The organism is Sagittula sp. MA-2 (assembly GCF_030126985.1).
GTDB lineage: Bacteria > Pseudomonadota > Alphaproteobacteria > Rhodobacterales > Rhodobacteraceae > Sagittula.
In genome coordinates this window covers 4093450-4112809 of record NZ_CP126145.1, presented here as the reverse complement: position 1 = coordinate 4112809, position 19360 = coordinate 4093450, and the positions used below count along the sequence as shown (strand labels likewise).

The following is a 19360-nucleotide window of genomic DNA, read 5'->3' as shown; positions in this document are numbered from 1 at the left end:
GTCACAAGACGCAGCGGGTGCGATGCCCTCTGCCCGCAAGAAAGGTTGCCCATGACGTCCGATCCGTTCTTCCACCCTGTCTCCGGCTTTGACCTGCCGCGGTTTGCCGGTGTGCCGACCTTCATGCGGCTGCCCCATGTCGGGCCGGAGCATCCCCGCTTTGCCGAGGTCGACGTAGGCATCGTCGGCGTGCCGTGGGACAGCGGCACCACCAACCGTCCCGGCCCGCGCCACGGCCCGCGCCAGCTGCGCGACGCCTCCACCATGATCCGGGCGCAGCACCAGGTCACGGGCCAGCGTCCGTTCGAGACGGTGAACTGCGCCGATCTGGGGGACGTGGGGCCGAACCCTGCCGACATCCAAGATAGCATGGCGCGGATCACCGCCTTCTACGACACGCTTGTCGCGGCGAACATCCGGCCCCTGACGGCGGGCGGCGACCACCTGACCTCCCTGCCGGTTCTGCGCGCGCTGGCCCGCAGCGGTCCGCTGGGCATGATCCATTTCGACAGCCACACCGATCTGTTCCACAGCTATTTCGGCGGTACGATGTACACCCACGGCACCCCGTTCCGCCGCGCCGTGGAAGAGGGGCTGCTGGACCCGAAGCGTGTCATCCAGATCGGCATCCGGGGCACGATGTACGATGCCGAGGACCGCGATTTCGCCAGGGCCGAGGGCATCCGCATCGTCGAGATCGAGGAGTTCTTCGACCGGGGCATCCCGGACGTGATGCAGGAGGCGCGCGATATCGTGGGCGATGGGGCGACCTACGTCAGCTACGACATCGACTTCGTCGACCCGACCTTCGCGCCCGGCACCGGCACGCCCGAGGTGGGCGGCCCGAACAGCTTCGAGGCGCTCCGTGTCTGCCGGGAATTGGCGGGCGTGAACATCGTGGGCGGCGATCTGGTGGAGGTCTCGCCGCCCTTCGACCAGTCGGGGGCGACCGCCTTCCTCGGCGTGTCGATCATGTTCGAGTTGCTCTGCTCGATGCTGGCGCGGACCGCCTGACACCCCCATTGCGAAAAGGCCGCGGCGGGGTCACTCCACTGCGCGGATCAGCTTTCGTTCCAGCACGCGCAGCACGGTCTTCAGGTCGTGCCCGCGCTTGAGGATCTGGCCCTCCATCCCGATCACCGCGTATTCGCCCTGCTTGCTGCGCAGCTTGGGACGCTTTTCGATGCAGTAAAGCGGGTGCTCCGCCGTGCGCCGGAAGACCGAGAAGATGGCCACCTCCCGCAACGACGATATGCCGTAGTCGCGCCATTCACCGGCGGCGACCATGCGGCCGTAAAGCGAGAGGATGATGTTCAGCTCCGCGCGCTGGAAGGCCACCACCTCGTTGGCGCCCCCACGGTCGGGGAAAGGGGTCAAGCTGTTCATACCCAAAGAGTTGCGCCTTCGCGGCGGCAAATCAAGGGGTTTGCAATCTGCCGAAGCGCAAAGAAAAATCCGGGCCGGCAGGGGGCATTGCCGGCATCTCGCCGTCGGCGGTGTCGAGCCATGCCTCGGCGGCGGGGGCGAGGTGCTTGTAGGCCTCTGCCATGGCGCGCCGCAGGTCGCGCGGCGCGGCGTCCTCGGGCATCAGCTCTGCCGGAACCTCGGGCCAGCGCAACACCAGCCGCCGCCAGCGGTGCACCAGCAAGAGCCGTGCCGCTGCCGCATCCAGGGGGCTGGCGTCGATCCCGGATAGCGCCGTCAGGTCCTGGGCCATCCGTTCCAGCGCAACGGCATGGTCAGGGTCCAGCGACGCGCGCGCCTGCGTTCCGGCATCGCCGGTCAACGTGCCGGTCATCCTCAGTCCGCCGGGCGTGTCGGTCACGGGGGCGGGGCGCAGGCTGCCCTGTCCCAGCCGCAGCGCACCCTCCACGCCGGGCCAGTCGAAGACCCATTCGCCCACCGGGCGCTGCCGGGGCGGCGCATAGATCCGGGCGGTGGCGGGGCCGAACTCCTGCAGGCCGCGGTCCGTCAGGGTGTAGCTGCTGGTGCGGCCGCTGCGTTTCCCTTCGACCCAGCCGTCCTGCGAAAGGCGCGAGAGGGCGGTCCGGACCGCGCCCGTTTCCACCCCGATCCGGCCCAGCAGGCGGCTCAGCCGGGCGGTGGCGATCCGTCCGCCCCGATGCTGCACGCTGTCGCCGAACACCGTGATCACGAGCGACCAGATGCGTGGCCGCCCTTCGGCGTTCAGGTTGTCGATCAAGGGTTTGAGCGGGTCCATGGCCCCCGATTAGAACCAACCGGGGGGAAAGGCAAAACCCCCTCACGGCTTTTCGTAGGCGACCATGGTCAAAAGCTCGTATTCCGCCACCTGCTCGGCGTCCTGATTGTAGAGCGTGACGTGCCAGGCGACCTCGCCATAGGTGTCGGTGCGCTGCGTCTTGCGCCTGGCGGTCAGCCGCACGTGGACGCGGTCGCCGGGCGAGACGGGCTTTTGGAAAGACAGGCCGTTCAGCCCGGTATTGGCGAGGACCGGCCCCGGATCGGGCATCACGAAGAGGCCCGCCGCGAAGCTGAGCAGCAGGTAGCCATGCGCCACCCGGCCCGGGAAGAAGGGGTTCGCCTGTGCTGCGGCCTCGTCCATGTGGGCGTAGAAGGTGTCGCCGGTGAAATGGGCGAAATGCTCGATGTCCTCCAGCGTCACCTCGCGCGGGTCGGTCACGATGGTCTCGCCGATCTCGATATCGCGGAAGGTGCGGCGGAAGGGATGCTCGGGCCCCTCGATCTCGCGCGCGCCGGGCACCCACTGGCCGGTCACCGCGGTCAGCACGTCGGGCGAGCCCTGCACGGCGGTGCGCTGCATGTAGTGCAGGACGCCGCGGACGCCGCCCAGTTCCTCGCCCCCGCCGGCGCGGCCCGGCCCGCCATGCACGAGGTGCGGCAGCGGAGAGCCATGGCCGGTCGCCTCCTTCATTGAAGTCCGGTCGGTGATGTAGAGCCGCCCGTGCCACGCCGCGCTGTCCAGCGTGAAGGCGCGCGCCACCTGCGGATCGCCCGTCACCAGCGACGCCACAAGCGACCCTTTCCCACGGTTGGCAAGGGCGGCGGCATGGGGCAGGTCTCGGTACGGCATGACGGTCGAGACCGGGCCGAACGCCTCCACGTCATGCACCGTGCGGCCCGCATCGGGGTCGGCGCAGCGGAACAACATTGGCGCGACAAAGCCGGGACCGTCCGGTGCAGTCAGGCCGTCCAGCACGTTCGTCGCCTCGGACGCGAGCATCGCCGCCTTCTCCAGCACGTCCGCCCGTTGCGCGGCAGAGGCCAGCGCCCCCATGCGCGCATCGCCCGCCGGATCGCCGATGGTCGTGCCGCGCAGCCGTGCGGCCAGCGCCTCCGTCACGGCATCCATCTGCGCCTCGGGCACGATGATCCGCCGGATCGCGGTGCACTTCTGCCCGGCCTTGACCGTCATTTCCGTGGCGGCCTGCTTCACGAACAGGTCGAACTCCTCGCTGCCCGGCACAACGTCCGGCCCGAGGACAGAGGCGTTGAGCGAATCCGCCTCGGCCATGAAGCGCACGGACTGGGACAGCAGGTTGCGGTTCGATCTGAGGGTCAGCGCCGTGTCCGCCGAGCCGGTGAAGCTGACCACGTCCTGCGGGCCGAGCTGGTCCAGAAGGTCGCCCGTGCCCCCGACGATCAGCTGGACCGCACCCTCCGGCACCAGTCCCGACTCGACGATCATGCGAAAGCAGGCCTCGGTCAGGTAACAGGTCTGGGTCGCCGGCTTCACGATGGCGGGCATCCCGGCCAGCAGCGTCGGGGCGAGCTTTTCCAGCATCCCCCAGACGGGGAAATTGAACGCGTTGATGTGGACCGCAACCCCCTGCCGCGGCACGGCAATGTGCTGGGCGAGGAAGGTGCCGGAGCGTGAGATGCGCTCGACCTCGCCGTCAAGGTAGACGTGGCCGTCCGGCATCTCGCGGCGGCCCTTCCCGGCGATGACGGTCATGGTGATGATGCCGCCCTCGATGTCCACGGCGCCATCCTTGCGCGTGGCGCCGGTCAGGGGATTCAGGGCGTAAAGCTCTTCCTTGCGGGACCCGATGTAGCCTGCGAGCGCCTTCAGCATCTTCGCGCGCTGGTGGAAGGTCATGGCGCGCAGGGCCGGTCCGCCCTTGTCCAGCGCGAAGGCCCGCATCGCCGCAAAGTCCAGGTCCGCCCCCCCGGCGCGGGCGATTTCCGACCCGTCGACCGGGCTCATGATCGGCTTGGCCGCGGTGCCCGGTCCGATCCACTTCCCTGCCACGTAGCTTTCCGGTGCGATGCGGTTCATGACCTCTCCTCCCTGATGACGTCCTGTAGGGTGGGGCTGTGCGCCACCCTCGCGCCACCCTGCGTCAAGCCGCGCCACAAATCAACATACTTGACCGACCGGTCGGGTTTGTGCATCGTTCCGGGCAGGGAGGACATCGCCAATGACACCACAGGAGCGCGCAGAGCGTTCGGCGGAGGCCATGTGGGCCACCGACGCCGCCAGTCAGGGCATGGGCATGCGGATCGAGCGCATCGCGCCCGGAGAGGCGGTGCTGTCGATGCAGGTCATGCCGCATCACCTGAACGGCTACCGCATCTGCCATGGCGGGTTCATCTTCACCCTTGCCGACAGCGCCTTCGCCTTCGCCTGCAACACCTACAACCAGGTGACGGTGGCGCAGGAGAACCAGATCACCTTCCTGTCCCCGGGCCGCGCCGACGAGCGTCTGACTGCCACGGCGCGGGAACAGGCCCGGCCCGGACGGTCTGGCGTCTACGACGTGACAGTCACCGGCGAGGACGGGCGCACTGTCGCGCTGATGCGTGGCCTGTCGCGGACCATCAAGGGCACGCTCTTCGAAGAGCCGTCAGAAACAAGCGCCGCGCGCGCGTCAGAGGAGAAACCCAATGCGTGAAGCATGGCTCTGCCAGGGCACCCGCACCCCCATCGGCCGCTACGGCGGCGCTCTGGCCTCCGTCCGCCCGGACGACATGCTGGCCCACGTGATCCGCGCCGTCGTGCCCGAAGGGCTGCCGGTGGACGAGGTCATCATGGGGTGCGCCAATCAGGCGGGCGAGGACAACCGCAACGTCGCCCGCATGGCCGCGCTGCTGGCCGGGCTGGGCGAAAGCGTGCCCGGCACCACGATAAACCGGCTCTGCGGTTCCGGCCTCGACGCGGTGGCCTTCGCCGCCCGACAGATCAAGTGCGGCGAGGCCGAGATCATCGTGGCAGGCGGCGTCGAGAGCATGTCCCGCGCGCCCTTCGTCATGCCCAAGGCCGATGCCGCCTTCTCCCGCGGCAACGCGGTCTACGACACGACCATCGGCTGGAGGTTCGTCAACAAGGCGATGCAGAAGGGCTTTGGCACCGACTCCATGCCCGAGACGGCCGAGAACGTGGCCGAGGACTTCAACGTCTCGCGCGCGGACCAGGACGCCTTTGCCTTCCGCTCGCAGGAGCGGGCCGCCGCCGCCATTGCATCGGGCCGGATGGCAAAGGAGATCACCCCGGTCACCATCCCGCAGCGCAAGGGCGATCCGGTCGTTGTCGATACGGACGAGCACCCGCGCCAGACGACCATGGACAAGCTCGCCGCGTTGAAGACGCCCTTCCGCGAGGGCGGCTCGGTCACCGCGGGCAACGCGTCGGGTGTCAACGACGGCGCCTGCGCGCTGGTCATCGCCTCGCCCGAAGCCGCCGAGAAGCATGGCCTGACACCTGTCGCCCGCATCCTCGGGGCGGCGACGGCAGGGGTGGCGCCGCGGATCATGGGCTTCGGCCCCGCGCCCGCGACCGAGAAGCTGCTGGGCCTGCTGAACATGAACATCTCGACCTTCGACGTGATCGAGCTGAACGAGGCATTCGCGGCCCAGGCCCTGGCCGTCACGCGTCACCTCGGCCTGCCCGACGACGCACCGCATGTGAACCCGCACGGCGGGGCCATCGCGCTTGGCCATCCGCTCGGCATGTCGGGTGCGCGGCTTGTGCTGACCGCCGCCCAGTCGCTGCAGGACCGGATGGAGAAACACGCGCTCTGCACGATGTGCATCGGCGTCGGTCAGGGCATCGCTCTCGCGCTGGAAGCGATCTGATGCGGCCCGGCAGCGCGGCGGCAGCACAGGAAGGATAAGACCATGGAAGACCTGTCCCCACGGCCCGGCGATCTCGAGGCGATCGAAACGGCCTCCCGCGATGAACTGGCGGCGCTGCAACTGGAGCGGCTGAAATGGTCTCTGCGCCACGCCTACGACAACGTCCCGCATTACAAGGCGAGCTTTGACGCGGCGGGTGTGCATCCGGACGACCTGACCAGCCTCGAAGACCTCGGGAAGTTCCCCTTCACGGTCAAGACCGACCTGCGCGACAACTATCCCTTCGGGATGTTTGCCGTCCCGCGCGCGCAGGTGAAGCGTATCCATGCGTCCTCGGGCACGACCGGGCAGCCGACGGTCGTGGGCTATACCGAGAAGGACCTCGACACATGGGCGACGGTGGTGGCCCGAAGCCTGCGCGCCTCCGGTCTGCGCGCCGGTGACATCCTGCACAACGCCTACGGCTACGGGCTGTTCACCGGGGGCCTCGGCATCCACCTCGGCGCGGACAAGCTGGGCCTGACCACGGTGCCGATCTCGGGCGGCATGACACAGCGGCAGGTCCGCCTGATCGAGGATTTCGGCGCGACGGGCATCACGGTGACGCCCTCCTACGCGCTGTCGATCATCGACGAATACGCCGAGCAGGGCCGCGACCCCCGCAAGTCGCCGCTGAAGGTCGGCATCTTCGGGGCGGAGCCCTGGACCAACGCCATGCGGCGCGAGATCGAGGACGCCTTCGACATGCACGCGGTCGACATCTACGGCCTGTCGGAGGTCATGGGCCCGGGTGTCGCCAACGAATGCGTGGAGACCAAGGATGGCCTGCACATCTGGGAGGACCACTTCTATCCCGAGATCATCGATCCGGAAACCGGCGCGGTCCTGCCCGACGGCGAGCTGGGCGAACTGGTCTTCACCTCCCTGACGAAGGAGGCCTTTCCCATCGTCCGCTACCGCACCCGCGACCTGACCCGCCTCCTGCCGGGCACCGCACGGACGATGCGCCGGATGGAGAAGGTCACGGGCCGGTCCGACGACATGATCATCCTGCGCGGCGTGAACGTCTTCCCCACCCAGATCGAAGAGCAGCTGATGACGGTGAAGGCGCTCGCGCCGCACTTCCAGCTGGAACTGAACCGGGTGGAGCACAAGGACGAGATGCGCGTGAAGGTGGAGTGCTTCCCCCATGCCGCCGATCAGGGCGCCGCGGCCTGCCGCGAACTGTCCCTGAAGATCAAGCAGGTGGTCGGCGTCTCGGTCCTTGTCGACCTGGCCGAACCCGGCGGCGTTGCCCGCAGCCAGGGCAAGGCGGTGCGCATCGTCGACAACCGGCCCAAGGGCTGAGCGGGTGGCGAGAGGACTGGCCCGGGACCACGCCGAGAAGCGCGACGCGATCCGCAAGGGCGCGGCGGAGTACTTTGCGAAGAACGGCTTCGACCGCGCCTCCATGTCGGGCGCGGCGAAGGCCTGCGGCGTGTCGAAGGCCCTCCTCTATCACTACTACGACAGCAAGGAATCGATGCTGTCGGACATCCTGAAAACCCATTACGATCATGTCGTCGAACGGGCCGAACTGGCGGCGCCGCATGGCCTGCGCGCGCTGATGGCCGCGCTGCTCGAAGCGTTCGAACACGCCGATGCTGAGCACAAGCTGCAACTCGAAACCCTGCACACCTTGCCCGACGACCTGCAGCAGCCGGTGCTGTCGCACCAGCGGACCCTCGTCCGGCTGATGTCCGGCGCCCTGCAGCAGCAGCGCCCCGACCTGACAGGGGACCGCCTGCGCGCCGCCACCATGACGGTCTTCGGGATCATCAACTGGGTCTACCAGTGGCACCGCCCGGGCAAGGGGCTGTCCCGCGCGGAGTTCGCGGAGCTGGCCGCCGACTTCGCTGAAGGGGGCCTCGACCGGCTCTGACCGTCTTTGCCGGTCCGCCGCCTGCCCGAAGTTTCCGATCCGCTCCAGACCCGCGCCGGCGAAAATCAAATGCGACCATCGGGCTGCATTATCCGACTTGCCGAGCCTGCGGGAAGGGCATAGACGCGTCGGCGGGACACCTCTCCCCAACGAGAGGCATCTATCTGGAAGGTTAGCAGATATGGCACACGACCATCCGGCCACGCGGCCGGCAAACCCGCGTTTCTCTTCTGGCCCCTGCGCCAAGATCCCCACGTTCACGCTCGACAAGCTCTCCGATGCCGCCCTCGGTCGTTCGCACCGTGCGAAGATCGGCAAGGAGAAGCTGAAAGCGGCCATCGAAGGCACGCGCGAGATCCTGGGCATCCCCGCCGACTACAAGATCGGCATCGTTCCCGCCTCTGATACCGGCGCCGTCGAGATGGCGATGTGGTCGCTGCTGGGCGCCCGCAAGGCCACAATGGTTGCCTGGGAGTCCTTCGGGTCCGGCTGGGTGACCGACGTGGTCAAGCAGCTCAAGATCGACGCCGAGGTGAAGACCGCGGGTTACGGTGAGATCGTCGATTTTGCCGAGGTCGATTTCGACACCGACGTCGTCTTTACCTGGAACGGCACCACTTCCGGTGTGCGTGTCCCCAACGGCGACAAGATCCCCGCTGACCGCGAAGGGCTGACCATCTGCGACGCCACCTCTGCCGCGTTTGCGCAGGACCTGCCGTGGGACAAACTCGATGTGACCACCTTCTCCTGGCAGAAGGTCATGGGCGGCGAAGCGGCGCATGGCATGTTGGTCCTCAGCCCCCGCGCCGTCGAGCGGCTGGAATCCTACACCCCGGCCTGGCCGATGCCGAAGATCTTCCGCATGACCAAGGGCGGCAAGCTGATCGAAGGCATCTTCGTCGGCGAGACGATCAACACGCCCTCCATGCTGGCGGTCGAGGATTACCTCGTGGCGCTCGACTGGGCGCGCTCGGTCGGTGGTCTTCAGGGGCTCCGGAACCGCGCCGACGCCAACGCCAAGGTGCTGTGGGACTTCTGCGACGAGCACGACTGGATCGAGAACCTCGCCGTAGACCCGGCAACGCGGTCGAACACCTCCGTCTGCCTGAAGTTCACCGATGCGCGGATCAAGGACGGCGCGGCCTTCGCAAAGGCGATTGCCAAGAAGCTGGACGACTACAACGCCGCCTATGACATCGGTGCCTACCGCGATGCCCCGGCGGGCCTGCGCGTCTGGTGCGGTGCCACGGTCGAGGCCGCGGATGTCGAGAAGCTGACGCTCTGGCTCAAGTGGGCCTTCGAGACGGAAATCGCGGCGCAGACCGAAACGGCCTGAGCGACACCTCCTTTTTCCTCAAATGCACAGGATCCGGACCCCGCAGGGGCGTCCGGGTCCGTTCCCTCACAGCATAGTGCAAGGACCAGAGAAATGGCTCCCAAAGTTCTCATCTCCGACAAGCTCTCCGACGCGGCCGTCCAGATCTTCCGTGACCGCGGCATCGACGTCGACTTCATGCCCGAAGTGGGCAAGGACAAGGAAAAGCTGGCCGAGATCATCGGCAACTACGACGGCCTCGCGATCCGGTCGGCCACCAAGGTGACGCCGTCGATCCTCGAGAAGGCCACCAACCTGAAGGTCGTGGGCCGCGCCGGGATCGGCACCGACAACGTCGACAAGGACGCGGCGTCGAAGCACGGCGTGATCGTCATGAACACGCCCTTCGGCAACATGATCACCACGGCCGAGCACGCCATCGCCATGATGTTCGCCGTCGCCCGCCAGATCCCCGAGGCCTCTGCTTCGACCCACGCGGGCAAGTGGGAGAAGTCGAAGTTCATGGGCGTCGAGCTGACCGGCAAGACGCTGGGCGTGATCGGCGCGGGCAACATCGGCGGCATCGTCTGCGACCGTGCACGCGGCCTGAAGATGAAGGTCATCGCCTACGATCCCTTCCTTTCGGAAGAGAAGGCGAAGCAGATGCAGGTGGAGAAGATCGAGAACCTCGACGACCTGCTGAAGCGCGCGGACTTCATCACCCTGCACGTCCCCTTGACCGACCAGACACGCAACATCCTGTCGAAGGAAAACCTCCTGAAGACCAAGAAGGGCGTGCGGATCATCAACTGTGCGCGTGGCGGCCTGGTGGACGAAGAGGCGCTGGCCGAACTGCTGAAATCCGGCCACGTCGCCGGCGCAGGCTTTGACGTTTTCGCCGAGGAGCCTGCGAAGGAGAACCCGCTCTTCAACCTGCCCAACGTGGTCTGCACGCCGCATCTCGGCGCATCGACCACCGAAGCGCAGGAGAACGTCGCCCTGCAGGTCGCCGAGCAGATGGCCGACTACCTGCTGACCGGCGCTGTCACCAACGCGCTGAACATGCCGAACGTGACCGCCGAAGAGGCCAAGGTCATGGGGCCGTGGATCAAGCTGGCCGACCACCTCGGCAACTTCATCGGCCAGATGACCGACGAGCCGATCAAGGCGATCAACATCCTCTATGACGGTTACGCCGCCGAGATGAACCTCGCCGCGCTGAACTGTTCGCTGATCGCGGGCATCATGAAGTCGGTGAACCCGGACGTGAACATGGTCTCGGCCCCGCTGATCGCCAAGGATCGCGGCATCAAGATCTCCACCACGAACCAGGCGCAGACCGGTGCGTTCGAAGGCTACATCAAGGTGACCGTCGTGACCGAACAGCGCGAGCGGTCGATCGCGGGTACGGTCTTCTCGGACGGGAAGCCGCGCTTCATCCAGATCAAGGGCATCAACATCGACGCCGAGGTGGGTGCGCACATGCTGTATACCACCAACGAGGACGTGCCGGGGATCATCGGTGCGCTCGGCATGACGCTGGGCGGTATGGGCGTGAACATCGCGAACTTCACGCTGGGCCGGTCGGCGGCCAAGGGCGAGGCCATCGCGCTGCTCTACGTCGATGAGCCGGTCCCGGCAGAGGCGCGCGCCAAGCTGGCCGAGACGGGCCTGTTCCGCCAGATCAAGCCGTTGTCCTTCGACGTGTCCTGAGGCAGGACAGGTGCACCAGAAATGAAAAGGCGGGGGTCAGCCCCGCCTTTTCCTTTTCGGGGGCGTTGTTCAGGCCGTCGTAGTCCGCGACCGGATGACGACGACGAGGAAAATCAGGATCGACAGGAAGGTCAGAACTGATCCGACCTTCGCCAGTACCTCGCCCTGGGATGTCACCGCCAGGACGATACCGGGCACGATGGCGCCAAGGCCCAGTAGCGCCACGAAGAAATGCACCCATGCAAGCTTGCCATGGGCGGCGGGCACGAGGTGATAGTAGATCCCGAAAATCGCGAAACCCACCCAACCGATCAGGTTCAGGTGCGCATGCGCGATGGAGAGGCTGTGGTCGCCCGAGGCGGACATCTGGATGCCCCAGGCCATACCGAGAGCACCGGAAATAACTGCAAGCACAAAGAACCAGAACGACAGTCCATTCATCTTCAAACTCCTTGATAGATATGCCCGCGACCGGAAATACAGATTGGCCGGGGCACGCCGCCATAAGCTACGTCGCGAAAACTTGGAAGCCCAAGACATCTTTGACCTTGCGTCAGATTGTGCGCGTTTTTGGGCGTGGTGTGGCGGCGCGGTGGCAGGCGGCGCAGAGCAGGCTCTGGCGGCTGGCGGGGGAGGGTGCTAGGTCCCTGTCCATGACAGAAACGATCTACGCCATCGGCGACATTCACGGTCAGCGGGCCCTGCTGGAAGAGGCCCTGTCCCGCATCGAGGCAGATGGCGGCAAGGACGCCAACATCGTGTTTCTGGGCGACTATGTCGACCGGGGGCCGGATTCGAAGGGTGTGATCGACATCCTCTGCGAGGGGCTTGCCGCGGGGCGCAACTGGACCTGTATCAAGGGCAACCACGACCGCCTGTTCGAATGGTTCGTCACCCCGCCCGCACCGCGCAACGATCCGCACCTGCTGGTCGGCTACCACTGGTTCCACCCAAATCTCGGCGGGATCGAGACGGCGGCCTCCTACGGTCTGACCGTGCCGGAACGTGTGCGGCAAAGCGAACTGGCGGAGGAGATGCGTGCGCTGCTGCCCGACGGACACCTCCGGTTCCTGCAGGAGCTGAAAACCTTCCACCGCGTCGGGCCGCTGTACTTCGTTCACGCAGGTGTCCGTCCGGGTGTTGCCCTGGAGGATCAGGTGGAGGACGACCTCGTCTGGATCCGGCAGGAGTTCCTGATGGATCAGCGGGACCACGGGGCCTTCATCGTGCACGGGCACACGCCGGTGGACACGCCGGATTTCCGCCCGCACCGGCTGAACCTCGATACAGGGGCCGGTTACGGGCGGAAGCTGACCGCTGCCGCCTTCGAGGGCGACAAGGTCTTTATCCTGACGCCGTCAGGCCGCGTCCGCCTCTGAAGACTTCGCGGCTTCGGGGTCTTGCGGCGCCGGGCTGAGGGCCTGCCACGCGTTGAACTGCGACAGGTAGACCTTGCCGGTCAGGTGGTCGAGCAGGTGGGACCGTTTCAGGCGGTCCATGACCGGGCCCTTGACCTCCGACAGGTGCAGGCGGATGCCCATGTCCTTCAGCCGGTGGTTCAGCTCTTCCAGCGTTTCCAGTGCGCTCAGGTCGACCTCGTTCACGGCGGTCATCTGCAGCACGACATCCCGGATCGGCTGGTCGCAGGTGACGCGGCCCAGAACGTAGTCTTCGAGGAAGCTGGCGTTGGCGAAGTACAGGCTTTCGTCGACGCGCAGGGTCACGAGGTGGGGCTTCGTTTCGACCTTGTGCCGCTTGATGTTGCGGAAGTGTTCGGTGTTCGGGACAAGGCCGACCTCGGCGACATGCGGGCGCGATGTCTTGTAGAGATGCAGGCCGATGGACAGAAGCACGCCAGCCGAGACACCCGCTTCCACCCCGAAACCGAGGGTCAGCAGGATCGTCGCGGCGACAGCGGCAAAGTCCACCTTCGAATATCCCCAGGCCGTCTTGAGGATCGAGAAGTCGACCAGCGACAGCACGGCAACGATGATGGTCGCGGCCAGCGTGGCGTTGGGCAGGAAGTAGATCAGCGGCGTCAGCAGCAGCGTCGCAAGGCCGATACCCACGGCGGTAAAGACGCCCGCCGCCGGGGTTTCCGCGCCCGCGTCGAAGTTCACGACAGAGCGGGAGAAGCCGCCGGTGACCGGGTAGCCGCCCGACACGGCAGCCGCGATATTCGACGTGCCCAGACCGATCAGCTCCTGGTCGGGGGAAATGCGCTGGCGGCGCTTCGCGGCCAGCGTCTTGGCCACGGAGACGGACTCCACGAAGCCGATGATCGAGATCAGCAGCGCCGGGACAAACAGCTCGCTCCAGAGCGAGGGGGAGATCGACGGCATGGTCAGCGGCGGGAGCCCCATCGGGATGTCCCCGACGACCTTCACGCCACGCTCCGCCAGGCCGAAGCCCCAGGCGATCAGCGTTGTCACGACGACGGCGGCGACCGGGCCGGCCTTGGCCGAGATATCGGCGAGCCGTGGCTTCATGCCCGACCGGATCAGCAGCGGTTTCAGCCCCTTGCGGACCCAGAACAGGAAGGCAGTCGCGGCGATACCGATGGCCAGCGTGATAAGGTTGGTATCGCCCACGTGCTCGAAGAAGGTGGCGATCTGTTCCGGCAGGTTGTCGCCGGACAGCTTGATCCCGAAGATATGCTTGAGCTGCGACACAGCGATCAGGATGCCGGACGCGGTGATGAACCCGGCGATGACCGGATGCGACAGGAAGTTCGCGAGGAACCCGAGGCGCAGGACGCCGAGCACGGTGAGGATCACGCCGGAGATGAACGCCAGCGTGCCCGCCGCGACGGCGATCTCGAGCGGATCGGACAGGCCGAGGTTGCCCACGGCGGCGGCGGTCATCAGAGAGACCACGGCAACCGGGCCGACGGCCAGCGCGCGGGAGGTGCCGAAGATCGCATAGGCCACCAGCGGCAGGATGGAGGCGTAGAGCCCCATCTCGGCCGGCAGTCCGGCCAGCAAGGCATAGGCGAGCGACTGCGGGATCAGCATGATCGTGACGATCACGGCGGCGACAAGGTCAGAGGTCGCGGTGTCGCGGTCGTAGGTCTTCGCCCACTGCAGTATCGGCAGGTATTGTTTGAAGCGGTTCAGGATGGGGGAAGCCATTGGCATAGTCCTGTAGGTCTGGGGGCAGACATGCGAGTCGCCCCGGTTGTTGACCGCTTATATATTCGAAAAATAGAATTTGAAAAGGTTCGAATGCACCTTTGCATGGAAAACTTGCCTCGGTGGCGCGCTAAAAGGGCCGGAAACATGTCCCGGCCCTTCGTGCTTCACCCTGCAGAGACGGTCTCTGGCCGGGCCATCCATTCCCGGCCGCGCAACATGGCCTTCCAGTAGATCGGCGGCAGGATCTGTTCTTTCAGGAGCCACGCCGCGCGGGTCGGCTTGGTGCCGTCGATGAACCACTTCGGGAAGGATGGCAGCATCGTCCCGCCATAGCCGAACTCCGCCAGCACGATCTTGCCCTTCTCGACGGTCAGCGGGCAGGAGCCGTAGCCGTTGTAGAGCGCCTGCGGGTTCAGCCCGCGCATGTCCGCGACCACGTTCTCGGCCACGACGGGGGCCTGGATGCGCGCGGCGGCGGCGGTCTTGGCGTTGGGCGCGTTCATCACGTCCCCAAGCGACCAGACGTTGTCGAAGGTCTTGTGGCGCAATGTCGACTGGTCCACGTCGACCCAGCCCGCCGCATCGGCCAGCGGCGACACGCGGATGAAGTCGGGGGCGACCTGCGGTGGGCAGACATGCAGCATGTCGAAGTCCACGGTGACCTCTGCCGGTTCGGTGTCCGGTTTCGCCACCCTGAAGGTCGCCTGCTTCGCCGCGCCGTCCACGCGGATCAGGTTGTGGAAGAAGTTCAGCTTGGCGTCGTACCGCTCGATGTAATTCATCAGCGCGGGCACATAGTCCTTCACCCCGAACAGCACCCCGCCGGCGTTCATGAACTGGATGTCGATGTCCTTCAGCGCGCCGTTGCGATACCAGTGGTCGCCCGACAGGTAGAGCGCCTTCTGCGGCGCGCCCGCGCATTTGATCGGCATCGGCGGCTGGGTGAACAGTGCGCGGCCCTTCTTCAGTCCCTGCACCAGCTCCCATGTGTAGGGCGCCAGGTCGAAGCGGTAGTTGGAGGTGACGCCGTTCTTGCCAAGCGTATCCACCAGCCCTTCGACGCCGTTCCAGTCGAGCTTCAGCCCCGGGCAGACGATCAGCCGGTCGTATTTCACGACCCGGCAGCCGTCGAGGATCACGGCGTTGTTCCCGGGTTCGAAGGCGGCAACGGCGGACTTGATCCAGTGCACACCCTTGGGAATGAGCGAGGCCATGGTACGCGCGGTGGTCTGTGCCTCGAACACGCCGCCGCCGACCATGGTCCAGCCGGGCTGGTAGTAGTGGATGTCGGCCGGGTCGATGATGGCGATGTCGAGCCCGGAGCGGCGCGTCATCAGCGAAGCCGCGACCGAGATACCGGCGGCGCCGCCGCCAACGATCACCACGTCGAATTTCGCGTCGCCCTCATCGGTGGGTGTCTTGCCGCCGTTGACGATACGGCGGACCACGCCCGCCATGTCATAGCCCGCGTTCTTTGCGGCACCCAGGATCGCCGAAGGCTCCATGGTCCTGGCCTGCGACAGCGACCAGAGAGTCGCCGAACGGGTGCCGGTGCGGCAGTAGGCGAAAACCGGGCCCGGCAGCTCCTTCAGCAGCTTGCCGAACTCCGCGGCGGTGTCGTCCGTCACCTTGCCGCTGACGACAGGCTGGTGGACTGCCTTGAGACCGGCCGCCTCGGCGGCGGCGGCGATCTCGTGGAAGGTGGGCTGGTCGGCGCCTTCGCCATCCGGGCGGTTGCAGATGATCGACCGGTATCCGGCGTCGGCAATGTCCTTGACGTCTGCGGCGAGACGGCGATGTCGTCAGTGATCTTGCGGAATTCCACGGTGCGCTCCTGCCTCGAGAATCTGGATTGCGTCCTTATACATTCGAATAACTGAATTCAAAACGGTCCAATGAGTCGCAGTTGCCGCTACGGGAACCACGGGGCGAGCTTTTGCAAAAAGTCCGCGCAGAACAGGGAAAATCAGTCGGATTCGCCGGTGCAGTACAGCATTTCGGCCCATTCGCCCGTGAGGCGACTGCTAATCTATTCAAGGCCCTCAGGCTGAACCAACAATAAAGACAAAAGGATAACACGGATATGACAGGGAAGTTCGTTGTCGGCTTCGACGGGAGCGAGACGGCGCAGCGTGCGCTGGATTTCGCGACCGAGCGGGCCATTGCCCAGGGTGGCACCATCGTGATCGCCTATGTGCTGGAATGGTCGCCCTATTCCTTCCTGACCCCGCAGGAGATCGAGGAACGCAGCCAGCGCCGCAAGGAGGAACTCGCCCGCGCCGAAAGTGCGATCATCACGCCGTCGAGGCGTGCGGCAGAAGCAAAGGGCGCCAAGGTCGAGACCATCATGCGCTACGGCCACATCGCCGAGATCCTTTGCGAAATCGCCGATGCACCGGACGTGGCCCAGGTCTTCATCGGACGCAACGGGCGATCCACCCTCGGCAGCCGGGTCTTCGGATCGGTTGCGGGCCACTTGGTCCAGGCTTCGCCGGTGCCCTGCACCATCGTCCCCTGACGCGCACAGAACAGGACACCACAGCATGACAACGTATTTTCAACGCGCGGCCCTGGCCGCATTCGTACTTTTCACCTCGGTGGTCACGGCCGGTGCACAGGAAGCGGAAAAGACGCTCGACCAGGCGGTGAACGACGCCTTCGCCAATGCCACGGGCTGGTTCGTCAATTTCATCTTCAGCCCGTTTCCCGGAACGACCTTCCCGTGGATCGTGGCATGGCTGGTGATCGCGGCGACGGTCTTTACCATCTACTTCGGCCTGATCCAGTTCCGCGCCTTCCCGCATTCCATCGCGCTGGTGAAAGGCGACTACTCCGACCCCAACGATGCCGGTGAGGTCAGCCACTTCCAGGCGCTCGCCACAGCCCTGTCCGGCACAGTCGGGCTTGGCAATATCGCGGGGGTCGCGGTGGCCGTCGGCATCGGGGGGCCCGGCGCGACCTTCTGGATGATCCTCGCCGGTCTGATGGGCATGGCCTCCAAGTTCACCGAGTGTACGCTGGGCGTGAAGTACCGCAACGAGTTCCCCGACGGGCACGTTTCTGGCGGACCCATGTACTACCTGACCAAGGGCTTTGCTGAGCGCGGCCTGCCGGGCGGCAAGGTGCTGGCGGTGCTTTTCGCGATCTTCTGCATCCTCGGCAGCCTCGGCGGCGGCAACATGTTCCAGTCCAACCAGGCGCACCAGCAGATCGCCGGCATCGTGGGCGAATACCCGGGCTGGATCACCGGCGTTATCTTTGCCTGTGTCGTCTTTGCGGTGATCATCGGCGGACTGAAGTCCATCGCGCAGGTCACCGAAAAGGTCGTGCCGTTCATGGGCGTGCTCTACGTTCTGGCGGCGCTGGTCATCATCCTGATGAATGCGGACAAGATCGGCTGGGCGTTCGGCCAGATCTTCGCGGGCGCCTTCACCGGTCTCGGCGTGGCGGGCGGCCTTGTCGGCGCGCTGATCCAAGGCTTCAAGCGGGCGGCCTTCTCGAACGAGGCGGGCGTCGGTTCGGCGGCCATCGCGCACTCTGCCGTGAAGACGAAGGAGCCGATCACCGAAGGCTTCGTCTCCCTGCTGGAACCGTTCATCGACACGGTGGTGATCTGCACCATGACGGCGCTGGTCATCATCATCTCGGGCCAGTTGGTCAGCGATCCGGAGACCGGCCTATACATCCTGACCGAAGGCGGGTCGATCCAGACGCTGGACGGGTCCTCGGGCGTCAGCCTGACCTCGGCGGCGTTCTCCTCGGCCTTCACGTGGTTCCCCTACGTGCTGGCGGTCGCGGTGATCCTGTTCGCCTTCTCGACCATGATCTCGTGGAGCTACTACGGCCTCAAGGCGTGGACCTTCCTTTTCGGCGAAGGCAAGACCACCGAGATCGTCTTCAAGGTGATCTTCTGCATCTTCGTCGTGATCGGTGCGGCGGCAAACCTCGGCCCGGTGATCGACTTCTCCGATGCTGCGATCTTTGCCATGGCGGTGGTCAACATCGCGGGCCTCTACTTCCTGATGCCGATCGTGAAGCGGGAGTTGGACAGCTACATGACGCGGCTGAAGTCCGGCGAGATCCGCAAGTTCAAGTAACAGCGTGGGGCGCGGTCCGTCCGCGCCCCGAACAGCACCCACGCCGGCGGCGGCACGTTCCTGCCGCCGGCAATTTCCCGGTCGCGCGGGACACCGCTTGCGGGCAGACTACTTCCCACATGGCAGGGGAGGTGCCGCGGATGAAGCTACCGAAGATCGCAGCGTTGAGCGTCCTGCTCCTGTGTCCCGCGGCGCTTTGGGCCGAGGGGATGGTGCCCGAGCCTGCGCCGCTGAAGGTCCCCGGCGAGATCACGGTCGAGCTGAGCGAAATCGACCAGAAGGCGCTGCGCCCCTATGCGCAACCGCGCATCACCCACATCACCTTCCACCACGAAGGGTTCGCCGGGACGGATGCGGCGCTTTTCCGCAAGGCGTCGGCGGCGCGTGACCGGCAGTCTATTTCCCAGAGGGTGCGCAACATCAACCACGATCACGTGGCTAATGCCGGGCTGGGAATGATCGCCTACCACTATGCCGTCGACAAGACCGGCCAGATCGCGAAGGGACGGCCCGTGCGCTACGCCCCGGCCACCAAGTCCACGGTGCATGGCGGCACCGAGAAGGCCGACTTCACCGGGCATTTCGCAGTTGTCGCGCTTGGCGATTTCAATCACGAGACGCTGACCGACGTCGCACGTCTGTCCTATATCCGGGTGATGTCGGAAGCGCAGAGGGCCTACCGCGTGCCGACCGCCAATATCCGGCCCCATCTGCACTATGCCAGCACCTCCTGCCCCGGTGAGCACATCATGGCGGAGGCGGACGACCTGCCGTTGCGCGTTCTGGTCTTTGGTCTTCAGGCCGAGCTGGCGGTGCGGGGCTGCGGGCCGGTGGAGCCGGACGGCGTTTGGGGCAAGGCCTCGGGTCGGGCGTTGGACCGCCTCGTGTCGGCCAACCGGGCCAGCTATGCCCCGGACGCCATCGACGACGCCGCCTTGTTCACGCTGCTGGATGATCCCGCCCTGCGGTGCCAATAGCGCACCGTTTCAACCAAAAAGCCGCGGCCTTAACCAAGCTTGGGTCTTTGCAGGCCCTGTTGAGCGTATAGAATTACGAAACGTAAATGTACTGAGCCCCGGTTGTAAGCGACGGCGCCGCAGAACGG

At 65.9% G+C, this 19360-nt stretch carries 16 protein-coding genes and 1 pseudogene; 11 read left to right on the top strand and 6 right to left on the bottom strand.

Translation table 11 applies throughout. The features are described 5' to 3' along the window. Positions 1-51 precede the first annotated feature (51 nt). Positions 52-1014: an agmatinase gene (speB, locus tag QNI11_RS20055; RefSeq protein ID WP_283981492.1), complete on the top strand. Its 963-nt coding sequence runs from the start codon at positions 52-54 to the stop codon at positions 1012-1014. 30 nt (positions 1015-1044) lie between these two features. On the opposite strand, the gene QNI11_RS20050 is transcribed toward speB, so the two are convergent. The 3 genes from QNI11_RS20050 to paaZ are packed head-to-tail and all read right to left on the bottom strand — an operon-like array spanning position 1045 to position 4279. Continuing rightward, complete coding sequence (locus QNI11_RS20050; RefSeq protein WP_283981491.1) at positions 1045-1386, bottom strand: DUF2794 domain-containing protein; 342 nt, start codon at positions 1384-1386, stop codon at positions 1045-1047. A 31-nt stretch (positions 1387-1417) separates the two neighbouring features. Continuing rightward, positions 1418-2221: a PaaX family transcriptional regulator C-terminal domain-containing protein gene (locus QNI11_RS20045; RefSeq protein WP_283981490.1), complete on the bottom strand. Its 804-nt coding sequence runs from the start codon at positions 2219-2221 to the stop codon at positions 1418-1420. Positions 2222-2263: 42 nt separating this feature from the next. Then, entirely contained in the window at positions 2264-4279 is a 2016-nt protein-coding gene (paaZ, locus tag QNI11_RS20040; RefSeq protein ID WP_283981489.1) for a phenylacetic acid degradation bifunctional protein PaaZ, read from the bottom strand. A gap of 142 nt (positions 4280-4421) precedes the next feature. Between paaZ and paaI the strand changes: the two genes are divergently transcribed. The 6 genes from paaI (at position 4422) to serA (ending at position 11024) form a co-directional block, all read left to right on the top strand. Then, positions 4422-4895 carry a hydroxyphenylacetyl-CoA thioesterase PaaI gene (gene paaI, locus QNI11_RS20035; protein WP_100928449.1) on the top strand — a complete coding sequence of 158 codons (474 nt, stop codon included), beginning with the start codon at positions 4422-4424 and terminating at the stop codon, positions 4893-4895. Then, a complete protein-coding gene (pcaF, locus tag QNI11_RS20030) occupies positions 4888-6075 on the top strand; it encodes a 3-oxoadipyl-CoA thiolase (RefSeq protein ID WP_283981488.1) in 1188 nt (395 codons plus the stop codon). The genes paaI and pcaF overlap by 8 nt, the downstream gene beginning before the upstream one ends. 42 nt (positions 6076-6117) lie before the next feature. Continuing rightward, positions 6118-7422, top strand: a complete 1305-nt coding sequence (gene paaK / locus QNI11_RS20025; RefSeq protein WP_283981487.1) for a phenylacetate--CoA ligase PaaK — start codon at positions 6118-6120, stop codon at positions 7420-7422. Positions 7423-7426: 4 nt separating this feature from the next. Then, on the top strand, positions 7427-7996 hold the full coding sequence (locus QNI11_RS20020) for a TetR/AcrR family transcriptional regulator (RefSeq protein WP_283981486.1): 570 nt from the start codon (positions 7427-7429) through the stop codon (positions 7994-7996). Positions 7997-8177: 181 nt separating this feature from the next. Continuing rightward, a complete protein-coding gene (locus QNI11_RS20015; RefSeq protein ID WP_283981485.1) occupies positions 8178-9332 on the top strand; it encodes a phosphoserine transaminase in 1155 nt (384 codons plus the stop codon). A 93-nt stretch (positions 9333-9425) separates the two neighbouring features. Then, positions 9426-11024, top strand: a complete 1599-nt coding sequence (serA, locus tag QNI11_RS20010; protein WP_100928444.1) for a phosphoglycerate dehydrogenase — start codon at positions 9426-9428, stop codon at positions 11022-11024. Positions 11025-11093: 69 nt separating this feature from the next. Here the strand turns inward: serA and QNI11_RS20005 are convergent, their stop codons facing one another. After that, complete coding sequence (locus tag QNI11_RS20005) at positions 11094-11465, bottom strand: hypothetical protein (protein ID WP_100928443.1); 372 nt, start codon at positions 11463-11465, stop codon at positions 11094-11096. A 212-nt stretch (positions 11466-11677) separates the two neighbouring features. Between QNI11_RS20005 and QNI11_RS20000 the strand changes: the two genes are divergently transcribed. Continuing rightward, entirely contained in the window at positions 11678-12403 is a 726-nt protein-coding gene (locus tag QNI11_RS20000; protein ID WP_283981483.1) for a metallophosphoesterase family protein, read from the top strand. On the opposite strand, the gene QNI11_RS19995 is transcribed toward QNI11_RS20000, so the two are convergent. Further along, positions 12383-14155 carry a SulP family inorganic anion transporter gene (locus QNI11_RS19995; protein ID WP_283981482.1) on the bottom strand — a complete coding sequence of 591 codons (1773 nt, stop codon included), beginning with the start codon at positions 14153-14155 and terminating at the stop codon, positions 12383-12385. The two genes, QNI11_RS20000 and QNI11_RS19995, sit on opposite strands and share 21 nt — an antisense overlap. Positions 14156-14322: 167 nt before the next feature. Next, positions 14323-15983: pseudogene (locus QNI11_RS19990) on the bottom strand (TIGR01244 family sulfur transferase). A 258-nt stretch (positions 15984-16241) separates the two neighbouring features. Here QNI11_RS19990 and QNI11_RS19985 point away from each other — a divergent pair. From QNI11_RS19985 to QNI11_RS19975, 3 genes are all read left to right on the top strand, one after another. Next, positions 16242-16676 (top strand): universal stress protein, encoded by a 435-nt coding sequence (locus tag QNI11_RS19985; protein ID WP_100928439.1) that lies wholly within the window; start codon positions 16242-16244, stop codon positions 16674-16676. A gap of 25 nt (positions 16677-16701) precedes the next feature. Continuing rightward, positions 16702-18255, top strand: coding sequence for a sodium:alanine symporter family protein (locus tag QNI11_RS19980; RefSeq protein WP_100928438.1), 1554 nt, complete (start codon positions 16702-16704; stop codon positions 18253-18255). Positions 18256-18395: 140 nt separating this feature from the next. Further along, complete coding sequence (locus QNI11_RS19975; RefSeq protein ID WP_283981481.1) at positions 18396-19232, top strand: N-acetylmuramoyl-L-alanine amidase; 837 nt, start codon at positions 18396-18398, stop codon at positions 19230-19232. Positions 19233-19360: the final 128 nt, after the last annotated feature.

Excerpts from the sequence above, each read along its gene's own strand:
- paaI (WP_100928449.1), top strand. The coding sequence starts at position 4,422 with ATGACACCACAGGAGCGCGCAGAGCGTTCGGCGGAGGCCATGTGGGCC.
- QNI11_RS19975 (WP_283981481.1), top strand. The coding sequence starts at position 18,396 with ATGAAGCTACCGAAGATCGCAGCGTTGAGCGTCCTGCTCCTGTGTCCC.
- serA (WP_100928444.1), top strand. The coding sequence starts at position 9,426 with ATGGCTCCCAAAGTTCTCATCTCCGACAAGCTCTCCGACGCGGCCGTC.
- pcaF (WP_283981488.1), top strand. The coding sequence starts at position 4,888 with ATGCGTGAAGCATGGCTCTGCCAGGGCACCCGCACCCCCATCGGCCGC.
- QNI11_RS19980 (WP_100928438.1), top strand. The coding sequence starts at position 16,702 with ATGACAACGTATTTTCAACGCGCGGCCCTGGCCGCATTCGTACTTTTC.
- paaK (WP_283981487.1), top strand. The coding sequence starts at position 6,118 with ATGGAAGACCTGTCCCCACGGCCCGGCGATCTCGAGGCGATCGAAACG.
- QNI11_RS20050 (WP_283981491.1), bottom strand. The coding sequence starts at position 1,386 with ATGAACAGCTTGACCCCTTTCCCCGACCGTGGGGGCGCCAACGAGGTG.
- QNI11_RS20005 (WP_100928443.1), bottom strand. The coding sequence starts at position 11,465 with ATGAATGGACTGTCGTTCTGGTTCTTTGTGCTTGCAGTTATTTCCGGT.
- QNI11_RS19985 (WP_100928439.1), top strand. The coding sequence starts at position 16,242 with ATGACAGGGAAGTTCGTTGTCGGCTTCGACGGGAGCGAGACGGCGCAG.
- QNI11_RS19995 (WP_283981482.1), bottom strand. The coding sequence starts at position 14,155 with ATGGCTTCCCCCATCCTGAACCGCTTCAAACAATACCTGCCGATACTG.
- QNI11_RS20015 (WP_283981485.1), top strand. The coding sequence starts at position 8,178 with ATGGCACACGACCATCCGGCCACGCGGCCGGCAAACCCGCGTTTCTCT.
- QNI11_RS20000 (WP_283981483.1), top strand. The coding sequence starts at position 11,678 with ATGACAGAAACGATCTACGCCATCGGCGACATTCACGGTCAGCGGGCC.
- QNI11_RS20045 (WP_283981490.1), bottom strand. The coding sequence starts at position 2,221 with ATGGACCCGCTCAAACCCTTGATCGACAACCTGAACGCCGAAGGGCGG.
- speB (WP_283981492.1), top strand. The coding sequence starts at position 52 with ATGACGTCCGATCCGTTCTTCCACCCTGTCTCCGGCTTTGACCTGCCG.
- paaZ (WP_283981489.1), bottom strand. The coding sequence starts at position 4,279 with ATGAACCGCATCGCACCGGAAAGCTACGTGGCAGGGAAGTGGATCGGA.